Annotated in this window: 13 protein-coding genes; 4 read left to right on the top strand and 9 right to left on the bottom strand. The window is 49.5% G+C overall.

The genetic code is table 11. From position 1 onward, the window contains the following. The first annotated feature begins 108 nt into the window (after nucleotides 1-108). Nucleotides 109-444, top strand: coding sequence for a single-stranded DNA-binding protein (locus BM318_RS04260; RefSeq protein WP_092980934.1), 336 nt, complete (start codon nucleotides 109-111; stop codon nucleotides 442-444). Nucleotides 445-554: 110 nt separating this feature from the next. Beyond that, a complete protein-coding gene (locus BM318_RS04255) occupies nucleotides 555-1055 on the top strand; it encodes a hypothetical protein (protein ID WP_143099919.1) in 501 nt (166 codons plus the stop codon). A 32-nt stretch (nucleotides 1056-1087) separates the two neighbouring features. Here BM318_RS04255 and BM318_RS04250 read toward each other — a convergent pair whose 3' ends face one another. The 6 genes from BM318_RS04250 to BM318_RS04225 form a co-directional block, all read right to left on the bottom strand. Beyond that, the gene (locus tag BM318_RS04250) at nucleotides 1088-1306 is read right to left on the bottom strand and encodes a hypothetical protein (protein ID WP_092980932.1); all 219 of its coding nucleotides are present in this window, start codon (nucleotides 1304-1306) and stop codon (nucleotides 1088-1090) included. A 105-nt stretch (nucleotides 1307-1411) separates the two neighbouring features. Further along, a complete protein-coding gene (locus tag BM318_RS04245; protein ID WP_092980930.1) occupies nucleotides 1412-1930 on the bottom strand; it encodes a ferritin in 519 nt (172 codons plus the stop codon). Between the two features lie 73 nt (nucleotides 1931-2003). After that, nucleotides 2004-2906, bottom strand: coding sequence for a histone deacetylase family protein (locus BM318_RS04240; RefSeq protein WP_092980929.1), 903 nt, complete (start codon nucleotides 2904-2906; stop codon nucleotides 2004-2006). Further along, nucleotides 2906-5023 (bottom strand): methionine--tRNA ligase, encoded by a 2118-nt coding sequence (metG, locus tag BM318_RS04235; RefSeq protein WP_092980928.1) that lies wholly within the window; start codon nucleotides 5021-5023, stop codon nucleotides 2906-2908. Before metG ends, BM318_RS04240 begins: the two co-directional genes overlap by 1 nt. 163 nt (nucleotides 5024-5186) lie before the next feature. Beyond that, complete coding sequence (locus tag BM318_RS04230; RefSeq protein ID WP_092980927.1) at nucleotides 5187-6899, bottom strand: DUF1501 domain-containing protein; 1713 nt, start codon at nucleotides 6897-6899, stop codon at nucleotides 5187-5189. 10 nt (nucleotides 6900-6909) lie between these two features. Further along, a complete protein-coding gene (locus BM318_RS04225; RefSeq protein ID WP_092980925.1) occupies nucleotides 6910-8418 on the bottom strand; it encodes a DUF1800 domain-containing protein in 1509 nt (502 codons plus the stop codon). 193 nt (nucleotides 8419-8611) lie between these two features. Here BM318_RS04225 and BM318_RS04220 point away from each other — a divergent pair, with 193 nt between their 5' ends. Next, on the top strand, nucleotides 8612-8974 hold the full coding sequence (locus tag BM318_RS04220) for a YraN family protein (protein WP_177218254.1): 363 nt from the start codon (nucleotides 8612-8614) through the stop codon (nucleotides 8972-8974). A 50-nt stretch (nucleotides 8975-9024) separates the two neighbouring features. Beyond that, nucleotides 9025-9684, top strand: coding sequence for an aspartate kinase (locus BM318_RS04215; protein WP_092980921.1), 660 nt, complete (start codon nucleotides 9025-9027; stop codon nucleotides 9682-9684). 91 nt (nucleotides 9685-9775) lie between these two features. Here BM318_RS04215 and BM318_RS04210 read toward each other — a convergent pair whose 3' ends face one another. From BM318_RS04210 to mfd, 3 genes are all read right to left on the bottom strand, one after another. Further along, nucleotides 9776-10228 carry a hypothetical protein gene (locus BM318_RS04210; protein ID WP_092980920.1) on the bottom strand — a complete coding sequence of 151 codons (453 nt, stop codon included), beginning with the start codon at nucleotides 10226-10228 and terminating at the stop codon, nucleotides 9776-9778. A 138-nt stretch (nucleotides 10229-10366) separates the two neighbouring features. Beyond that, entirely contained in the window at nucleotides 10367-12283 is a 1917-nt protein-coding gene (locus BM318_RS04205) for a CocE/NonD family hydrolase (protein WP_092980918.1), read from the bottom strand. Nucleotides 12284-12313: 30 nt separating this feature from the next. Next, on the bottom strand, nucleotides 12314-15712 hold the full coding sequence (mfd, locus tag BM318_RS04200) for a transcription-repair coupling factor (protein WP_092980916.1): 3399 nt from the start codon (nucleotides 15710-15712) through the stop codon (nucleotides 12314-12316). Nucleotides 15713-15766 lie beyond the last annotated feature (54 nt).

Here is a 15766-nt window from a genome sequence, read left to right as displayed (position 1 = left end):
ATTTATAAACGGGTATAAATGTTTAAAGCACGACTACAGATACTTCCCGGGCTAGTTTTGACCTTTCGGGAAAGTCCCGTAACGAAGAACAAACGAATACAATAAGAAATGAATGCTTTGAGAAATAAGGTTCTGTTAATTGGAAATCTGGGGCAGGATCCGGAGGTTACGGAAAATGAAAATGGCAGCAAGCGGGCGCGCTTTTCTGTTGCCACAAACGAATCCTTCCGCAATGCCGCCGGAGAAAAGGTAACGGAAACACAATGGCATCAGGTAGTGGCCTGGGGTAAGCTGGCAGATATCGTTTCCAATTACCTGGTCAAAGGGAAGGAAGTGGCTGTCGAAGGCAAGTTGATCCATCGCCAATACGACACAGAGGAAGGGCAACGCAAATATGTAACTGAGGTTCGATGCAGTGAACTTTTGCTACTTGGAAAGCAATAAAATGGGGTCTTTATCGGAGAAAAGGGGTCGCTGACCCCTTTTCTTTGAAATTGCGCTCCGATTGATGTAACTTTTATAGAAGTGATTCGTCATATTTTAAAGCCATCATCATGCCCGTCAGAAAACATTTTTGTCTGCTTACTTGCCTGGCATTCAGTCTTGTGGGTGTGGCACAGGGTAACGGCAATAATGATGGATTCACTCCGGCCACCGGCAAGGCGGTAGGTCAGTCAGCTCACCAGGCTCAGGATAGCAGAACATCCCTTAACCATTTATCCTTTTATTTCCGTCAGGGTCAGAACGACGCTACTTTAGAGCAAACTCTGGTTTTTTCATCTGAACAGGATGAGCTGGATTATTGGAAGGACCAGCGTGCCTATGAACGTGCGCTTCTGGATAAGGACATTCAGGAATTTACAACCTATATTCTGGCCAAGCAGTTGGTGTACTCCGCCCATAAGCATTCGAGCACCAAAGCGTGCGCACATGGCGACTACTTTCACCTTCGAGCTTCCTATTACGCACAATTTGTTTCTGAGGACGCGGAAGTTTTAGTTTGGCTACAGGGATTCAATCGGGATAACAGCCTGGCTGGAGTTTCCAGGAACTAAGCTTTAATAAGGTTTTGGCTAATTAAGCGGGCTTAGGCTACCCGCTCCAATTCCAGTACAAAATCGCACTTTTTGAGCAGGTCTTTGCAGGGACAGCGTTTACAGCGTTTCTCCTCACACTTCTTGTATTTTTTACAGCACTTGGATTTACAGGCCTTTCCGGAACACTGTATTTCCTGGAAGCGCTGCAGGTGCTTCAAGCGTATTTTTTGGAGTTTTTCGGCGGCTTTTTTCTGTTTCTTTTTACCCATTGCGTAGAAAGACTACACAAATCTAGTAATTTTTATTAATTCTAAATAAAAAAAGCGAAAAAGATCAAATCAGACCCAAATTGTCTTAGAGTTCCCGGATAATTCTCAGGCTCCCGGGTCGGCAGCTGCGCTATCTACGGTTAATTGCTGGATATCCCGATCAAACAGGTAGAGTCCTCCTTTATCGTCGCCTATCAGGCTGATTTTATCCAGGATGGTACGCGCCAACGCTTCCTCTTCAATCTGCTCAGCCACATACCATTGCAGGAAATTGTGAGTCGCAAAGTCCTTCTCATTCAGGGTTACTTCGACCAGGTTGTTTATGCATTCCGAGACATACATTTCGTGCTCAAACAGGGCCTTGAAAAGCTGCTGGAAACTGCCGAACTCGGTCTTGGGTGCTTCCAGTTCGGATACGATAGCATGCCCGCCTCGCTCATTGATGTATTTCACCAACTTCAGCATATGCATGCGCTCCTCATCGGAGTGTTTATAGAGGAACTGGGATATTCCCTCAAGGCCTTTGACCTCCGCCCATGATGCCATGGACAGATAAATTTGAGAGGATTGAGCTTCTACGCGGATTTGGCCGTTTAGGGCCTCTTCTACTTTCTTTTTGAGCATGGGTGGTCGTATTATTAGATTACTTCAGATAACCCATATTGGGTTTCTCACCACTAATTTACGTATTAAAACCCTAGAAAAATAACCTTTGGGCACAGCGGAAAGTATTCGCATGGGCCTCGACGATTATTCGTATTTCCGGGGAGTAGCCGCCGCCCATACTGCATTGGACGGGCAAGTTGTTTTGTTGGCACCAACGTAGGACCATTTCGTCCCGTTGCAGGCACCCGGCAACGCTCAGGTCCAGGGTGCCGAGTTTATCGGTACCCACAATATCGACTCCGCAAAGGTAAAAGACAAAATCGGACGCTACCTTTTCTACCAGGGTATTCAGCGCTTCCTCCAGGATCGTCAGGTATTCCTGATCGCCAGTCCCTTTTTCGAGCGGGATGTCCCAATCCGAAGTTTCTTTTCTGAAAGGATAGTTGGCCTTACCATGCATCGAGAATGTAAAAACTTCAGGGACGTCTGCAAAGATCTCAGCAGTCCCATTACCCTGATGCACATCGAGATCTAAAATGAGTATTCGTTCGGCCAGGCCGCGATGTAAGAGGTCGTGTGCGCCAATAGCCTGGTCATTGAGCATGCAAAAGGCTTCGCCACGGTCCGAATAAGCATGGTGGGTGCCTCCGGCAATATTCATCGCAACGCCATATTTCAGGGCATATTCACATCCAAGAATAGTCCCCTGGGCAATACGCAGTTCGCGTTCCACCAGGGCTGGACTCCAGGGAAAACCCACTTTCCGCATTTCCCGAGGAGGTATCGCTCCCGCCTTCAGGTTTGCAACATATTCAGGGATATGGGCACGAAAGACCGCCTCGTCCCCGACTATTTCAGGGGCAAAGAAATTCTCCTCATTGCAGGTTCCTTCATACAGGAGCTGCTGGGGGAGTAATTCGTACTTCTCCATAGGGAAGCGGTGTCCCTCTGGCAAAGGATGTTTATAAATGGGATGGTAAGCTATTTTAAGCACTAAGTAATGGTCGCTCCATTATTCGCGCCGTCCTGATCCGGCCCGACGAAGATGAGTTTTCCTTCGTGATTCTCGGCCAACAGGATCATCCCCTGGCTTTCTACTCCGCGCAAAGGTCGGGGAGCCAGGTTGACCAATACAGTAACCTGCTTCCCAATTAGCTCTTCAGGTTTAAAGTGCTGGGCGATTCCCGAAACAATGGTTCGTGTATCAATACCGGTATCGACCTTCATAACAATGAGTTTGTCGGCCTTCGGCATTTTCTCGGCTTCCAGGATAGTACCCACCCGCAGATCGAGTTTCATAAAATCATCGTAGGTAATGGTATCCTTCTGGGGGATGATTTCAATTTCGGAATTATCGGTAGCGTCTGCATTAGAATCACTCATTGCATTTGATTTTTTAGTCGCCTCAAGGCGATCGAGTTGTGCCTGAATTTCAGAATCTTCGATTTTTCGGAACAATAGTTCGCTTTGTCCTATGGTATGACCAGCAGGTAAAATAATCGGGTCCGTTGCCGGCAGGTCCCAATCCAAACGGGCCCTTGCCGAACCGGTTTCTCCTAGCCGTAATATTCGCCGCAGCTTTTGTGCGGTAAATGGAAGGAAGGGTTCACTCAGTACGGCCAGTGCTCCGGCTACCTGAATACCTACGTACAAAATGGTTGCGGCGCGCTGCGAATCTGTTTTAATGACTTTCCAGGGTTCTTCATCGGCCAGGTATTTATTCCCCAGACGTGCCAGGTTCAGTAGTTCCTGTGATGCCTCACGGAAACGGAATCGATCCAGGCTTTTTCCAATTTGCGATGGATAATTTCCAATAGCCTTCAGGACTTCAGTATCTATATCGGTTAGCGATCCAGGGGTCTGGACTTCCCCGTTGAAATACTTGTGGGTCAAAACAGTTACCCGGTTAACGAAGTTCCCGAATATGGCAACCAGTTCGCTGTTGTTTCGGGCCTGGAAATCCTTCCAGGTAAAATCGTTGTCCTTGGTTTCCGGGGCGTTGGCAGTAAGCGTATAACGCAGTACATCCTGAAGATCCGGGAAATCCACGAGATATTCGTGCAGCCAGACCGCCCAGTTTTTGGAAGTGGATAGTTTCTGCCCTTCCAGGTTCAGAAATTCATTGGCCGGCACATTGTCCGGCAGAATATAGTCCCCATGCGCCTTAAGCATGGAAGGGAAGATGATACAGTGAAAGACAATATTGTCCTTTCCAATAAAGTGGAGCATGCGGGTATCCTCGTCTTTCCACCAGGGTTCCCAGTCCGTTCCTTCCCGCTCGGCCCATTCGCGTGTTGCACTGATATAGCCGATCGGAGCGTCGAACCAGACATAGAGGACTTTACCTTCTCCTCCGGGTACGGGAACCGGGATTCCCCAATCCAGGTCCCGGGTTACCGCCCGGGGTTTAAGGCCATCATCGATCCAGGATTTACACTGCCCGTATACGTTGGTTTTCCAGTCCTCTTTATGTCCCTCCAGAATCCATTCCCTCAAGAAGGGTTCTGACTGATCAAGGGGAAGGAACCAGTGTTTTGTTTTTTTGAGGATGGGGTTGGCCCCGCTTATGGCCGAGCGGGGGGAAATCAAATCCGTAGCATTCAGGGAGGAACCGCAATTTTCGCACTGATCCCCATAGGCCTCGGTATGGCCGCAAACCGGACAGGTACCCACCACAAAGCGATCCGCGAGGAATTGTTCGGCTTCGGGATCGTATAATTGCTCAGTGACTTCCTCCGAGAACCCACCCTGCTCATGCAGCTGCAAAAAGAAATCAGAGGCGGTTTTGTGGTGAATTTCCGCTGAGGTTCGGGAATAGTTGTCAAAGGCAATCCCAAAGGCTTCAAACGACTCCTTTATGATGCCGTGATATTTATCGATAAGCGCCTGAGGGCTCGTCCCTTCTTTGCGTGCTTTCATGGGGATCGCTACCCCATGTTCGTCGCTTCCGCAGACGAAGAGTACTTCCTTCCCGCTTTGTCGCAGATAACGGCTATAGATATCCGCAGGAACATACACCCCTGCCAGGTGTCCGATATGGATCGGGCCGTTTGTGTAGGGGAGGGCTGCGGTGATTAAGGTTCGCTTAAAAGGGCGCTGATTGGCCGGCATGCCTTAGGTTTTAAGGCACAAAAATAGCTAAAAAAAAGCCCTCGAAGACACTGGACAGATACAATATCAGGGGCGTCCAGTGTCCGAGGGCATTAACGGTAAGATTGGGAATGCATTTCGCCGCTGCAAAGCTCGAAAGCAATGCCGATTGCGGTTTTATGCTCTAGGCTACCATAATGGATTTAGCCATGAACCGGTCCTGTACACCGATTCTATAAATGTATTTCCCGGTTGCCAGGTGTGCTGGCACCCGATCCCGAACGTTGATCTCCAGGCTTCCTTCGAGCATCATCTCGTTATAGAGCGTCGCGACCTTCTGTCCCAGGATGTTGTACAGGGTAATATCCACATGGGCAGTGAACGGCATATCCAGTCGGATATATGGATTGGCTCCTGCCGCATCCGGGTAGAAAGGCTTATGCACTATGGCATCGAGCATTTCCTCCGAAGGATTTGGATTCGGGTTCGGATCACTACTGTCCGGAGGGGTAGGTGGCGTTGGCGGTTGATCGCTGTAAGCGATGTCGTCAAAGTCCACACCGGAACAGTTGAATCCTAAATTAACTGGGTTATATGGGTGTCCGAGCAGGTGTTGTTCTACTAGCGGAATATCCACACAAAGCCATTCGGCCAGTACTGTGGCGTAGAGATCACGGAAATCCATGGTATACTCCAGGTTTCCTCGGCCGTTCGGATTGTCCAGGGAAGGGTGATCCCCTACAAAGGCACTTCCGTTCAGACCTGCTCCAAAGAACAGGGTAGGGGCAGCCTTTCCGTGGTCCGTTCCATTAGAACCGTTTTCGAAAATCCGGCGTCCGAATTCCGAGAAGGTCATACTCAGCACCTTATCGTCCTGATCCGTAAAGGTCAGGTCTTCGTAGAAGTCTTTTACGGCAACCGAAAGATTGGTCATCAAACGCTCGTGAGCCAGCGGCTGGTTTCCGTGAGTGTCAAATCCACCCATGGAAATCATGTAAACCCGGGTCCCCAGGTTCCCTTTGATCAGACGCGCAAGTAGCGCCAACTGACGGGCAAAACCATTTTCCTGGTATTCCACATCATTCCTTCCGCGCTCGTAGGCGGCATGGATCAATCCGGAATATTCATAGGTGGTATTCGCAACCCCACGCAGGAATCGAAGCTGATCGCCATACATACAATCTCCGAATAATGTGGGATCGAGGTTATACTGCTCCCCGGTCTGGGCAATTTCTTCGAGTTGATCAATGTTGGAAGCTACGAAGGCGTAATTGGTTTCCTCTCCCTGGAAAATCAGGTTTCCATACTGTCCGATCTGCACAGCTGCAGGTGATGCAGGAGGATTGATCAGGTAGTCGGGATAGAGGTTTTCAAAGTAGCGGCCCATCCAACCGGTATCCAAGCCGGTAAATCCGGTCGTGGTCAGGTCGGTATTGGCGTAGATGTCTGAACCGGTGAAGTGGGAGAGGCTTTGCCCCTCGTAACCCACACCGTGTACGGCCTTAAAGGATCCTTCCCCCCAGAGGCTTTCAAGCGCCTGCATGTAGGAAGGAACACCAAATTCGTCCGTGAGTTTCAAAACCTTACTTTCCGGAATGTAAATATTCGGCCGGGCATTGGCATAGGTATCGTATTGCTCAATCGGAATAACGGTACTCAGTCCATCGTTACCCCCGGAAAGGCGTATTAAAATCAGGATGCCATCGCCTGGGGCATTGGCGATTGCCGCAGTCAGTGGGGATGGAGCAGATGCCGTAAGCATATTACTGCCGAGCATCATAGAACCTGACCCGGCAATGCCTAATGCCTGAAGGAAGGAGCGTCGGCTCCAAACCTTGTGTTCCTTATCGTGGGCGTCGAGGTGTTCTTTGGGTATAGGGATATGATTATTGCACATAGTCGTAGGCTTATTTGAGTTGGAATTCAGGTTGGCGGGATAGATACATAAGCAAGAGGAATACCTGTTGCGGAACCTCCGGGCTAACGGCGAGCATCCACAAGCCTAATCCTCCCGGGATATAATCCGATCCATAGTAATTCTCTGGTACGTCTTCAATTTTGAAAACGGACATCGCATTTTCAAAGTCCTGGGCCGTCAAAAGGCCTTTGGGCAGGAATTTGTCCACGATAGCCGAAACCACAGTTTCGGGATTGCTGGTGTTGCTGTCCGCCGGTCCTACCAAATCCATGGCCAGGGTTCGGAATTGCTCCTGGTTGGCCTGGAAGAACCCTTCGAAAACTACTTCCGAAGTAAGCCAGCGTCCAATAATAAAGTTGGTATTGATCCATTGACGGTCTCGTTCCCACCCCGCAACATCTACCGGGTCAAATAAGGTCTGACCCACCAGGCTCGCTGATTCGAGGGCAAAGGAAATATTCGTCTGATCATAGGCGAAACCGGTCTCATTGATCATGTGCAAGTACAGATCAAAGGGGCTCTTGATGATTACTCCTATCGCATTCTCGTCAAAAAAGTGCTCACTCTTGAACAGTTGACGCAATACGGGAGCAATTTCAAAATTGTTCGCCACAAAGGTTGCGGCCATGCCACTAATAATTGTCTGGGCATTCCCGGCATCATCGTTCGAATCCGGGTGTACGAAGTATTCATACAGCTTCAGGCAGATGTATTGGGCAATTTCGTTAGGTCGCTGGTCAAAGAGGATATCGATGGTATCGTCATAACCCCAGTTTCCAGTCTGGCCCATGATGGTTTTAGCACCTGTATCATGGCGTTCGGGATTGAAGGCTACCGGGGTCCATTGTACATCGCCGCGATCGGTATAGCCGGAAAGGGCTCGGGCCGCTTCGATAATATCGTCCTCGGTGTACCCGTTGCCATCACCCAGGGTAAATAACTCATAAAGCTCCCGGGCGTAATTCTCATTCGGATTGTTACCATTGTTGAATACACCATCCAAATAATATAGCATGGCGTTGGTAAGGCCGATCTCACTGACGAAAGTCTTGAAATTCCCCAGGGAATTTCGCTGCAGGCAGTTCACATATTCAAATAGGAATGCCGGTCCGTCGTAAATATCGATCTCGGTAACAAAGTGGTTACTCCAGAAAAAACTGAGGCGGTCCCGAAGGTTATTATCCAGAAGGCTTTGGGTATAATCCAGGCGGAGGGTAGCGATTTGGTCCCTGATAATAGGGCGTGCCGCATCGTCATCCTCGGGATAGTCGGCCCGGGTCCAGGTAGACCAGGCAGGTGCAGCTAAAGGTGGAAGCGCCAATGCGGCGTCTACCAGGCTGTCTACAAGCGCAGTGGCCGATTGGCCAACGGCTTGATTTACAGTAGCTGCGGAGGCGCTGAATCCCAGCCTCCTAAACAAATGCTCTACCCTAGTTTTGTCGAGTGGGTTTGCATACGGGGCGAGCGAGGCCGTATTGCAATTCACAAAATACTCCATAGTCGTTGTAGGCTTTAAGGACGTTCATGTGTTTAGGGGCAAAGTCTTAACGCGCGTACAAACTGCTTAGTATCGTAGGTTTTGGTTTTTCGTTCAATGACATCCCGAAAATACAAGGACTGCTTAATAAATGCGGCGAAATGCCCTTTTTTTCGATGAAATACACAAAAGTTTCACAATCCGGGGAAATAAAATGGAGACCACCACGCAGCTTGGCGATAAAGGGGAGGAAATCGCCGCCGAGCACCTTTCTGCACTGGGTTACCAGATTCTTGAACGGAAATACCGGTATCGGCATGCAGAGATTGATTTAATTGTGCAGCGCCGGGATCTACTGGTTATCGTGGAGGTGAAAACGCGGAGCGGGAGTTTTTATGAGGCTCCTGTGATTACCATACCGAAATTGAAAATGCTACGCCTTATCCGGGCGGCCGATCATTATATAAGGAGTTATTCGGGTAACTATGAAGTTCGGTTCGATGTGATTTACATTGAATTTCAAGGGAAACACCAATATCGGATCCGACACACGGAAGATGCCTTTTATTTCTTCTAGTTTTGTTTGTAATGTAACAAATTGTTATGTTTGATTGAGAATCTAGGGAAATGAAAACAATATCTGCCGTAGTTGAGCAATACATCAAGAAGAAACCCTTCCTGCAATCGGCCCTCGCCCAGGGTATAATCAACCTGACCTCGTTGTCCCGGCAAATCCGTCCGGAAATTCAGGACCAATTGGGCAAGGAGGTACGCAACGGGGCTATTGTTATGGCATTAAAGCGGCTTTCCGACGATCTGGAATTTAGAGCCACCCACCGTATTGTAAAGGTGCTTAAGAATATAGGAGAGATCACGGTTCGCTCCTCCCTTACCGACTATACCTTCCTGATATCGGAAACCATTTTACAGAATCAGGGAAAGTTGGTTGAGGAAGTTCACCGCAACCAGGACGTATTTTACACTTCCTCCCGTGGGGTAAACGAACTCAACATAGTGGTGAGTAATAAATTAAATGCCGTGGTCGAAAATCTGTTCTCCGGGGAACGGATGAGTCAGAAAGCCGAAGACCTGGCTTCGATTACGGTTAAGCTACCTGCCGAAAATGTTTCTGTCCCTGGGATCTATTACTTTATCTTCCAACGCCTGGCCTGGGAGGGGATCGTACTCTATGAGGTAATTTCCACGACTAATGAATTTACCATTCTGGTTTCCGAAGAGCAGGTAGATCAGGCCTTTACGGTTATCAAAGACTTAAAGTCGCTATAACTTGCGGTTATTAGTAGGTTAGTATCCACAAAAAAGCCGGGAATTCCCCGGCTTTTCTATTCTTAGCATTGGGTAAAGACCCGCTAAATCATTATTCCTTTTCGGCTTCCGGCTCCCCATCGCCACAATCTGCTCCGCTTACGGTGAAACGGAAATCTTTAGTGGAAAGTCTTTCGATATCCGGATCGTTCTTATGGTCGGGCTTGTAAGCAGCTCCGGTTCCCAAATCAACGGCGATACCTAAAATACCCCAGCTCAAAACAGAGAGGATAAAGTTTCCGGTACGGAAGCGGTTATCAAAGTTGTTAACCACGGGTTCGCAACCTTCCTCCCGCAATTCTACCTGAAGCGGTTGGTCGCGTTTTAGTAGGGTAGTGGTTTGACCCTGGCCATAGAATTCCCCGTTGATATAGATCTGGGCATTGGGGTTGTCTTTGGCAACAATTGTAGCATTGTAACGGCTACCGCCAAACATGACGCCACAACTTTGAAAGCTGGCGGCAAGCAGGGTTGCAGCCAGAAAAAAAGCAATTCGATTCTTCATAATATGGTTAAATGTTACGAAGGCAAGAATAGCATTATTCGCCGTAAACTGAAGCGATTTTGTAGGAAAATATGCTCGCAAAAATGCAAGAATCTGAATGCCAATAGTTTCGAGGTTTCGCCTTCTTTTCGAAGGGGACTAATCCTTAATAGCCTTTTCCAAACTTACCGGCTGCACTCCGGTTTCCGATACTTTTCCACCTGCTTCCACATAGGAAGATCCCATCAGGGTTATGGTCGAAGTGGTAAAATCCGAAGCCTCAGCTTTGTAGATGTTGTCTACATAGTTCTGGGGATTCCGATCGATATACGGGAACCAGGTGCTGTGGATCTGTATCATGACGCGATGTCCCTTTTTAAACGTGTGCAACACGTCCTGCAGGCGGAATTTTATGGAGCTGACCTGATCCGGAACAAAAGGCTCCGGATTCTCGAAGCTGTTTCGAAACCGGCCGCGGAATACTTCCGAGCGAACCAGTTGCTGATACCCGCCCATTATGATATTGTCCGGGTTATGTTCGTACTGGGGGTGGTCCTGGGGATAGACATCGATAAGCTTCACCACAAAATCTGCGTCGGTGCCCGTCATGGCCACATCCAGTGCTGCCAGGATTTCCCCGGCAATGGTATAGGGATCTTCCAGGGGTTCGGTTTGAAAAGTCAATACATCCGGACGGCGGGAGGCATGCCGCTGATCATCACTCATAAAGCGCCTGGGGGTGAAGGTCAGGCCCTCGGTCTGGGAGGTATAGGGGACCGGTTTTGATGGGTCACTCACATAACTGAATTCGGCGGCTGCTTCTGTAGCTTCACCCAAACTTAATTTTCCATTGGCTCCAAAATACAGCCGGGCAGGCTCGATTTCTTCAGGCGGCCAGGACGTAAAGCTTTGCCACTTCTTGATTCCCGTATCGTACATATATGCCTCGGGCAGGTCCATCTCCCCATCGCCTTTGAGGTGGTAATTGAAGAACTTGCGTTCTACATCGCGTTGGTATCCAGTCGAAATGCTGTCCCCGAAGTAGATGTGGTTGTGGGTGAGTTGCCCGCGTTCGCGCGCCCATCCGCCATGATCCCAGGGACCCATAACAATGATGTTGTTTGCCTTTGGGCTGCTGGCCTCTACTGATTTATAAATGTTCAGGGGGCCATAAAGATCCTCCGCGTCGAACCATCCCCCAACGGTCATTACCGCATGGTCAATATCCTTAAGGTGTGGCAGGATGTTTCTTTTCTGCCAGAAACTGTCGTAGTTGGGATGGTCTACAATTTGCTGCCAGAAGAAATTATCGTGGTGGAAATTTTCTGTGATGTTTTTCAGGGGCCCCTGGCTCAGGTGAAAGTCATATCCGTCCGCTGCAGGCTGTCCATAAAATCGCATGATCTTATCCCGGTACCAGGGCTCGCGAGTCCGTTCCTCCTTCTGGTATCCAAAAACGGCAAAAGCGGCAGTATAGCTTTGCAGGTAAGCGCCCTGATGGTGGAAGTCGTCAAAAAAGAAATCCGAAATCGGGGCCTGGGGGGAGGACGCTTTCAGGGCCGGATGTGCATCAGGCAAAGCAGCCGCAGTATAAAATCCAGGATAGCTCACGCCGTACATCCCCACTTTACCGTTGTTGTTGTCGATGTTTTCCAGCAACCATTCAATAGTGTCATAAGTGTCCGAGCTCTCATCGATATCCTCGGGATTCGACGGATCGTTGCCCGGAATGTTTGGTCGCATATTGTCAAAAGTGCCATCGCTCATGTAGCGGCCACGGACGTCCTGATAAACGAGGATATAGCCATCCCGGATCAGGAAATCGGAAGGGTAGCGCCGGGCCTGGTAATTCGTATAATTAGAAGCATTGTAACAGGTGCGATTCATCAGGAAAGGGTAGTCCTGCGACTTGTCCTTAGGGGTATAGACCACGGTGAACAGCTCGGCTCCATCCCGCATGGGGATGTGATATTCATTGAGGTCGTAATGCTGACGGAGGTATACGGAATCGACAGCCTGGGCTCCGGCAAGTGCTGGGAGCAACATTGCCAGGAATAAGTAGTAAAATTTTCGCATGAGGAGTATTTTCGGTGCGATTAAAGATAATTAATTCTGCACTGCCTCCTCCGGGCTTACTCCAAGAAATTCGATTAAGGGATCTGTAGCTTTCAGGGCGTCTTTTACAGTACGAACCCTTTCATAAATCAACAGCAGTCGCAACCCATTGCGGGTCTGCTTTTCCTTGAGGCGACAGCTACCCGGATGGCTTTGGACAAATTGCAGTATCCTGGAAAAGGTAGGGGACTGATAAAATGGCGCCTGTTGGTCGGCGACAAAATACCCGATCAGTTTTTCCTTCTTCAGCACCAGGCGCTCCAGTCCCAAAAGGGTGCTGCGCCACTTGAGCCGTACGGAATCCAGCAGCGCCTCGGCCTGTTCGGGAAGCGGGCCAAAACGGTCGATCAGTGCCAGACGGAAAGCCTCCAGTTCCTGCTCATTTTTACAATTATTCAACTCGGTATACAGACTGAGCCGCTCGGCTACCGCATTGATGTACCCATCGGGAAAGAGGAGTTCCAGATCTGTATCGATCTGGGTTTCCTTGACAAAGGGTCTTACTTCGCCCTGCTCCTTGTATAATTCACTGAACTCATTATCCTTGAGTTCTTCTATGGCTTCCGCGAGGATTTTTTGATACGTCTCGAATCCAATCTCGTTGATAAAGCCGCTTTGTTCTCCTCCGAGTAAATCACCAGCGCCCCGGATTTCCAGGTCCTTCATGGCAATGTTGAAACCACTGCCCAGTTCGGTAAATTGCTCCAGGGCCTGGATACGCTTTCGCGCCTCTGGGGTCATGGACTCGTAGGGAGGTGTAATGAAGAAGCAAAAAGCTTTTTTATTGCTGCGGCCCACACGTCCGCGCATTTGGTGGAGGTCGCTCAAGCCAAAGTTATTGGCGTTATTGATAAAGATGGTGTTGGCGTTGGTTACGTCCAGACCGCTTTCAATGATGGTGGTCGAAACCAGGACGTCAAATTCCCCATTCATAAATCCTAGCATCCGTTTTTCGAGTACCTGTCCGTCCATCTGACCGTGTCCGATCCCAATGCGAGCATCAGGTACCAGACGTTGAATAAGCCCGGCCACTTCCTTTATATTCTCGATGCGATTGTGGACAAAAAACACCTGCCCGCCGCGTTGGATTTCGTAGTGGATGGCGTCCCGGATTACGCTCTCATCAAAGCGCACCACCCGGCTTTCTATGGGATAGCGGTTTGGGGGAGGCGTGTTGATCACAGAAAGGTCCCGCGCTGCCATCAAACTAAATTGCAACGTACGGGGGATAGGGGTCGCCGTAAGGGTAAGCACGTCTATGTTCTCCTTAAGGCTTTTGAGTTTGTCTTTAACGCCCACCCCAAACTTCTGTTCCTCGTCTACGATCAACAAGCCCAGGTCCGCAAATTGTACCTGTTTGCTCACAAGTTGATGCGTGCCAATAACAATGTCCAGTTTCCCCGAAGCCAACCGTTCCAGGACCGATTTGCGTTGTTTTGTGCTGCGGAACCGGTTCAGATAATCTACCGAAACCGGCATTTCCTTAAGGCGTTCGGTAAAGGTTCGGAAGTGCTGGAAGGCCAGAATGGTCGTGGGCACCAGGACTGCAACCTGTTTGCCGTTATCAACTGCTTTGAAGGCTGCGCGAATCGCTACCTCCGTTTTTCCAAATCCAACGTCCCCGCAGACCAACCGATCCATCGGGCGTTCACTTTCCATATCCTCCTTGATCGCCGCGGTGGCCGAACTTTGATCCGGGGTGTCTTCATAGATAAAGGAGGCTTCCAGCTCGTGTTGCAGGTAGCTGTCCGGGGCGTATGCGAAGCCCTTCTTCATGCGGCGTTTGGCATAGACCTGGATCAGGTCAAAAGCTATTTTCTTGACCCGGGATTTGGTCTTGGCCTTGAGTTTACTCCAGGCGGCGGATCCCAGTTTATAGATTTTCGGAACGGCTCCGTCCTTGCCATTGTACTTGGCAATCTTATGCAGGGAATGGATGCTTACGTATAGTATGTCCCGATCCCCATAGATGAGCTTAATGGCCTCTTGCTGGCGTCCCTCCACATCGATTTTCTTCAGGCCCCCGAATTTCCCGATCCCATGGTCAATGTGGGTTACGTAGTCCCCGACTTCGAGCTTATTGAGTTCCTTGAGGCTAATCGCTTGTTTTTTGGCATAGCCATTACGCAGGTGGAAGCGGTGGAAGCGCTCGAAAATCTGGTGATCGGTATAAATGCAGACCCCCAGTGATTCGGAGATAAAGCCCTGGTAAATAGGTTGCACAACGGCCGTATACGGAACGTCCTTCCCGATCTCTTCGAAAATGTCTGCAAACCGTTTTACCTGTTGCTCCGAGGAGCAAAAAATGTAATTCGCGATCCCTTGTTCTGCATGCTGTCGCAGGGAATCCAGCAGGAGATCGAATTGTTTATTGAAAGCGGGCTGTGGCAGAGTCCTGAGGGTAATCTCAGGCAGGGGTTCCCCGACTTTCCCATTTGCCGAATCCATTGGGCCATCCAGGTTTACCAGTCTGAATTCGGCCAGTTCCCTGAGGAAGGAAGTCCCATCGGTAAAAAGCGCCTCAGGCTCGTTGTGGACTACTTCTCCCTTGAGGGCTTCAAACGCCTCCCTGGCTTTCTCGAAAAGGGCGTCCAGCTTTCCTTTGGCCAATTGAGGTTCCTTAACGATAATCGCCGTTTCCGGGGCAATGTACCCGAGGAAACTCTGGCGGGATTCATGCAGGATTTTATCGGCAACATTGGGAATTATGCTGATCTTTTTGTGTCGCTCCAGTGAGCGTTGGGTCTCTACGTCAAAGGTTCGGATAGAGTCTACTTCGTCCCCGAAAAATTCAATTCGGTAGGGCTCATCATGTGAGAAAGAAAAGACGTCTACAATACCACCGCGTACTGAGAATTCCCCCGGTTCCGTCACAAAATCCACACGCTTAAAGTGGTATTCGAAGAGTACCTCGTTGAGGAAATCCAAACTAAGGGAGTCTCCGGTGCCGATCTTGAGTGTATTCTTTTTTAACTCTTTGCGGGTGACTACTTTTTCGAAGAGGGCCTCGGGGTAACTGACGATTAAGGCGGGCTTCTTGCGCGAACTTACCCGGCTGAGTACTTCGGCCCGCAGTAAGACATTGGCATTGTCGGTTTGCTCTATTTCGTAAGGCCTGCGATAACTTCCCGGGTAAAAAAGCACTTGTTCTTTTCCCAGAAAATGCTCCAGGTCGTTGAGGTAATAGGCTGCTTCCTCCTTATCCGAGAGCAAGAGCAATACCGGGCCCGGGTAGGATTCAAAAAGTTCTGCGGTCAGGAAGGAAAGGGCAGATCCGCGCAGGCCGTTGAGCTGTAAATGGGTGTGGTCAGGACGCAGGGCGTCGGTCAATTCCCGAAATGGGGGGGACTGACGAAAGGCGGAACGGATATCCTGTAAGGGCGCTGCCATCAAGAGGTGCAAAAATACGCCGCTTTTCTATCCCGGGCAAAGCCCGCATTTAAG

The sequence above is a fragment of the Robiginitalea myxolifaciens genome (genome assembly GCF_900115205.1).
Taxonomy (GTDB): Bacteria; Bacteroidota; Bacteroidia; order Flavobacteriales; family Flavobacteriaceae; genus Robiginitalea; species Robiginitalea myxolifaciens.
This window is presented reverse-complemented; position numbering and strand designations above follow the sequence as displayed.

Excerpts from the sequence above, each read along its gene's own strand:
- BM318_RS04260 (WP_092980934.1), top strand. The coding sequence starts at position 109 with ATGAATGCTTTGAGAAATAAGGTTCTGTTAATTGGAAATCTGGGGCAG.
- BM318_RS04255 (WP_143099919.1), top strand. The coding sequence starts at position 555 with ATGCCCGTCAGAAAACATTTTTGTCTGCTTACTTGCCTGGCATTCAGT.
- BM318_RS04250 (WP_092980932.1), bottom strand. The coding sequence starts at position 1,306 with ATGGGTAAAAAGAAACAGAAAAAAGCCGCCGAAAAACTCCAAAAAATA.
- BM318_RS04245 (WP_092980930.1), bottom strand. The coding sequence starts at position 1,930 with ATGCTCAAAAAGAAAGTAGAAGAGGCCCTAAACGGCCAAATCCGCGTA.
- metG (WP_092980928.1), bottom strand. The coding sequence starts at position 5,023 with ATGCCGGCCAATCAGCGCCCTTTTAAGCGAACCTTAATCACCGCAGCC.
- BM318_RS04230 (WP_092980927.1), bottom strand. The coding sequence starts at position 6,899 with ATGTGCAATAATCATATCCCTATACCCAAAGAACACCTCGACGCCCAC.
- BM318_RS04225 (WP_092980925.1), bottom strand. The coding sequence starts at position 8,418 with ATGGAGTATTTTGTGAATTGCAATACGGCCTCGCTCGCCCCGTATGCA.
- BM318_RS04220 (WP_177218254.1), top strand. The coding sequence starts at position 8,612 with ATGGAGACCACCACGCAGCTTGGCGATAAAGGGGAGGAAATCGCCGCC.
- BM318_RS04215 (WP_092980921.1), top strand. The coding sequence starts at position 9,025 with ATGAAAACAATATCTGCCGTAGTTGAGCAATACATCAAGAAGAAACCC.
- BM318_RS04210 (WP_092980920.1), bottom strand. The coding sequence starts at position 10,228 with ATGAAGAATCGAATTGCTTTTTTTCTGGCTGCAACCCTGCTTGCCGCC.
- BM318_RS04205 (WP_092980918.1), bottom strand. The coding sequence starts at position 12,283 with ATGCGAAAATTTTACTACTTATTCCTGGCAATGTTGCTCCCAGCACTT.
- mfd (WP_092980916.1), bottom strand. The coding sequence starts at position 15,712 with ATGGCAGCGCCCTTACAGGATATCCGTTCCGCCTTTCGTCAGTCCCCC.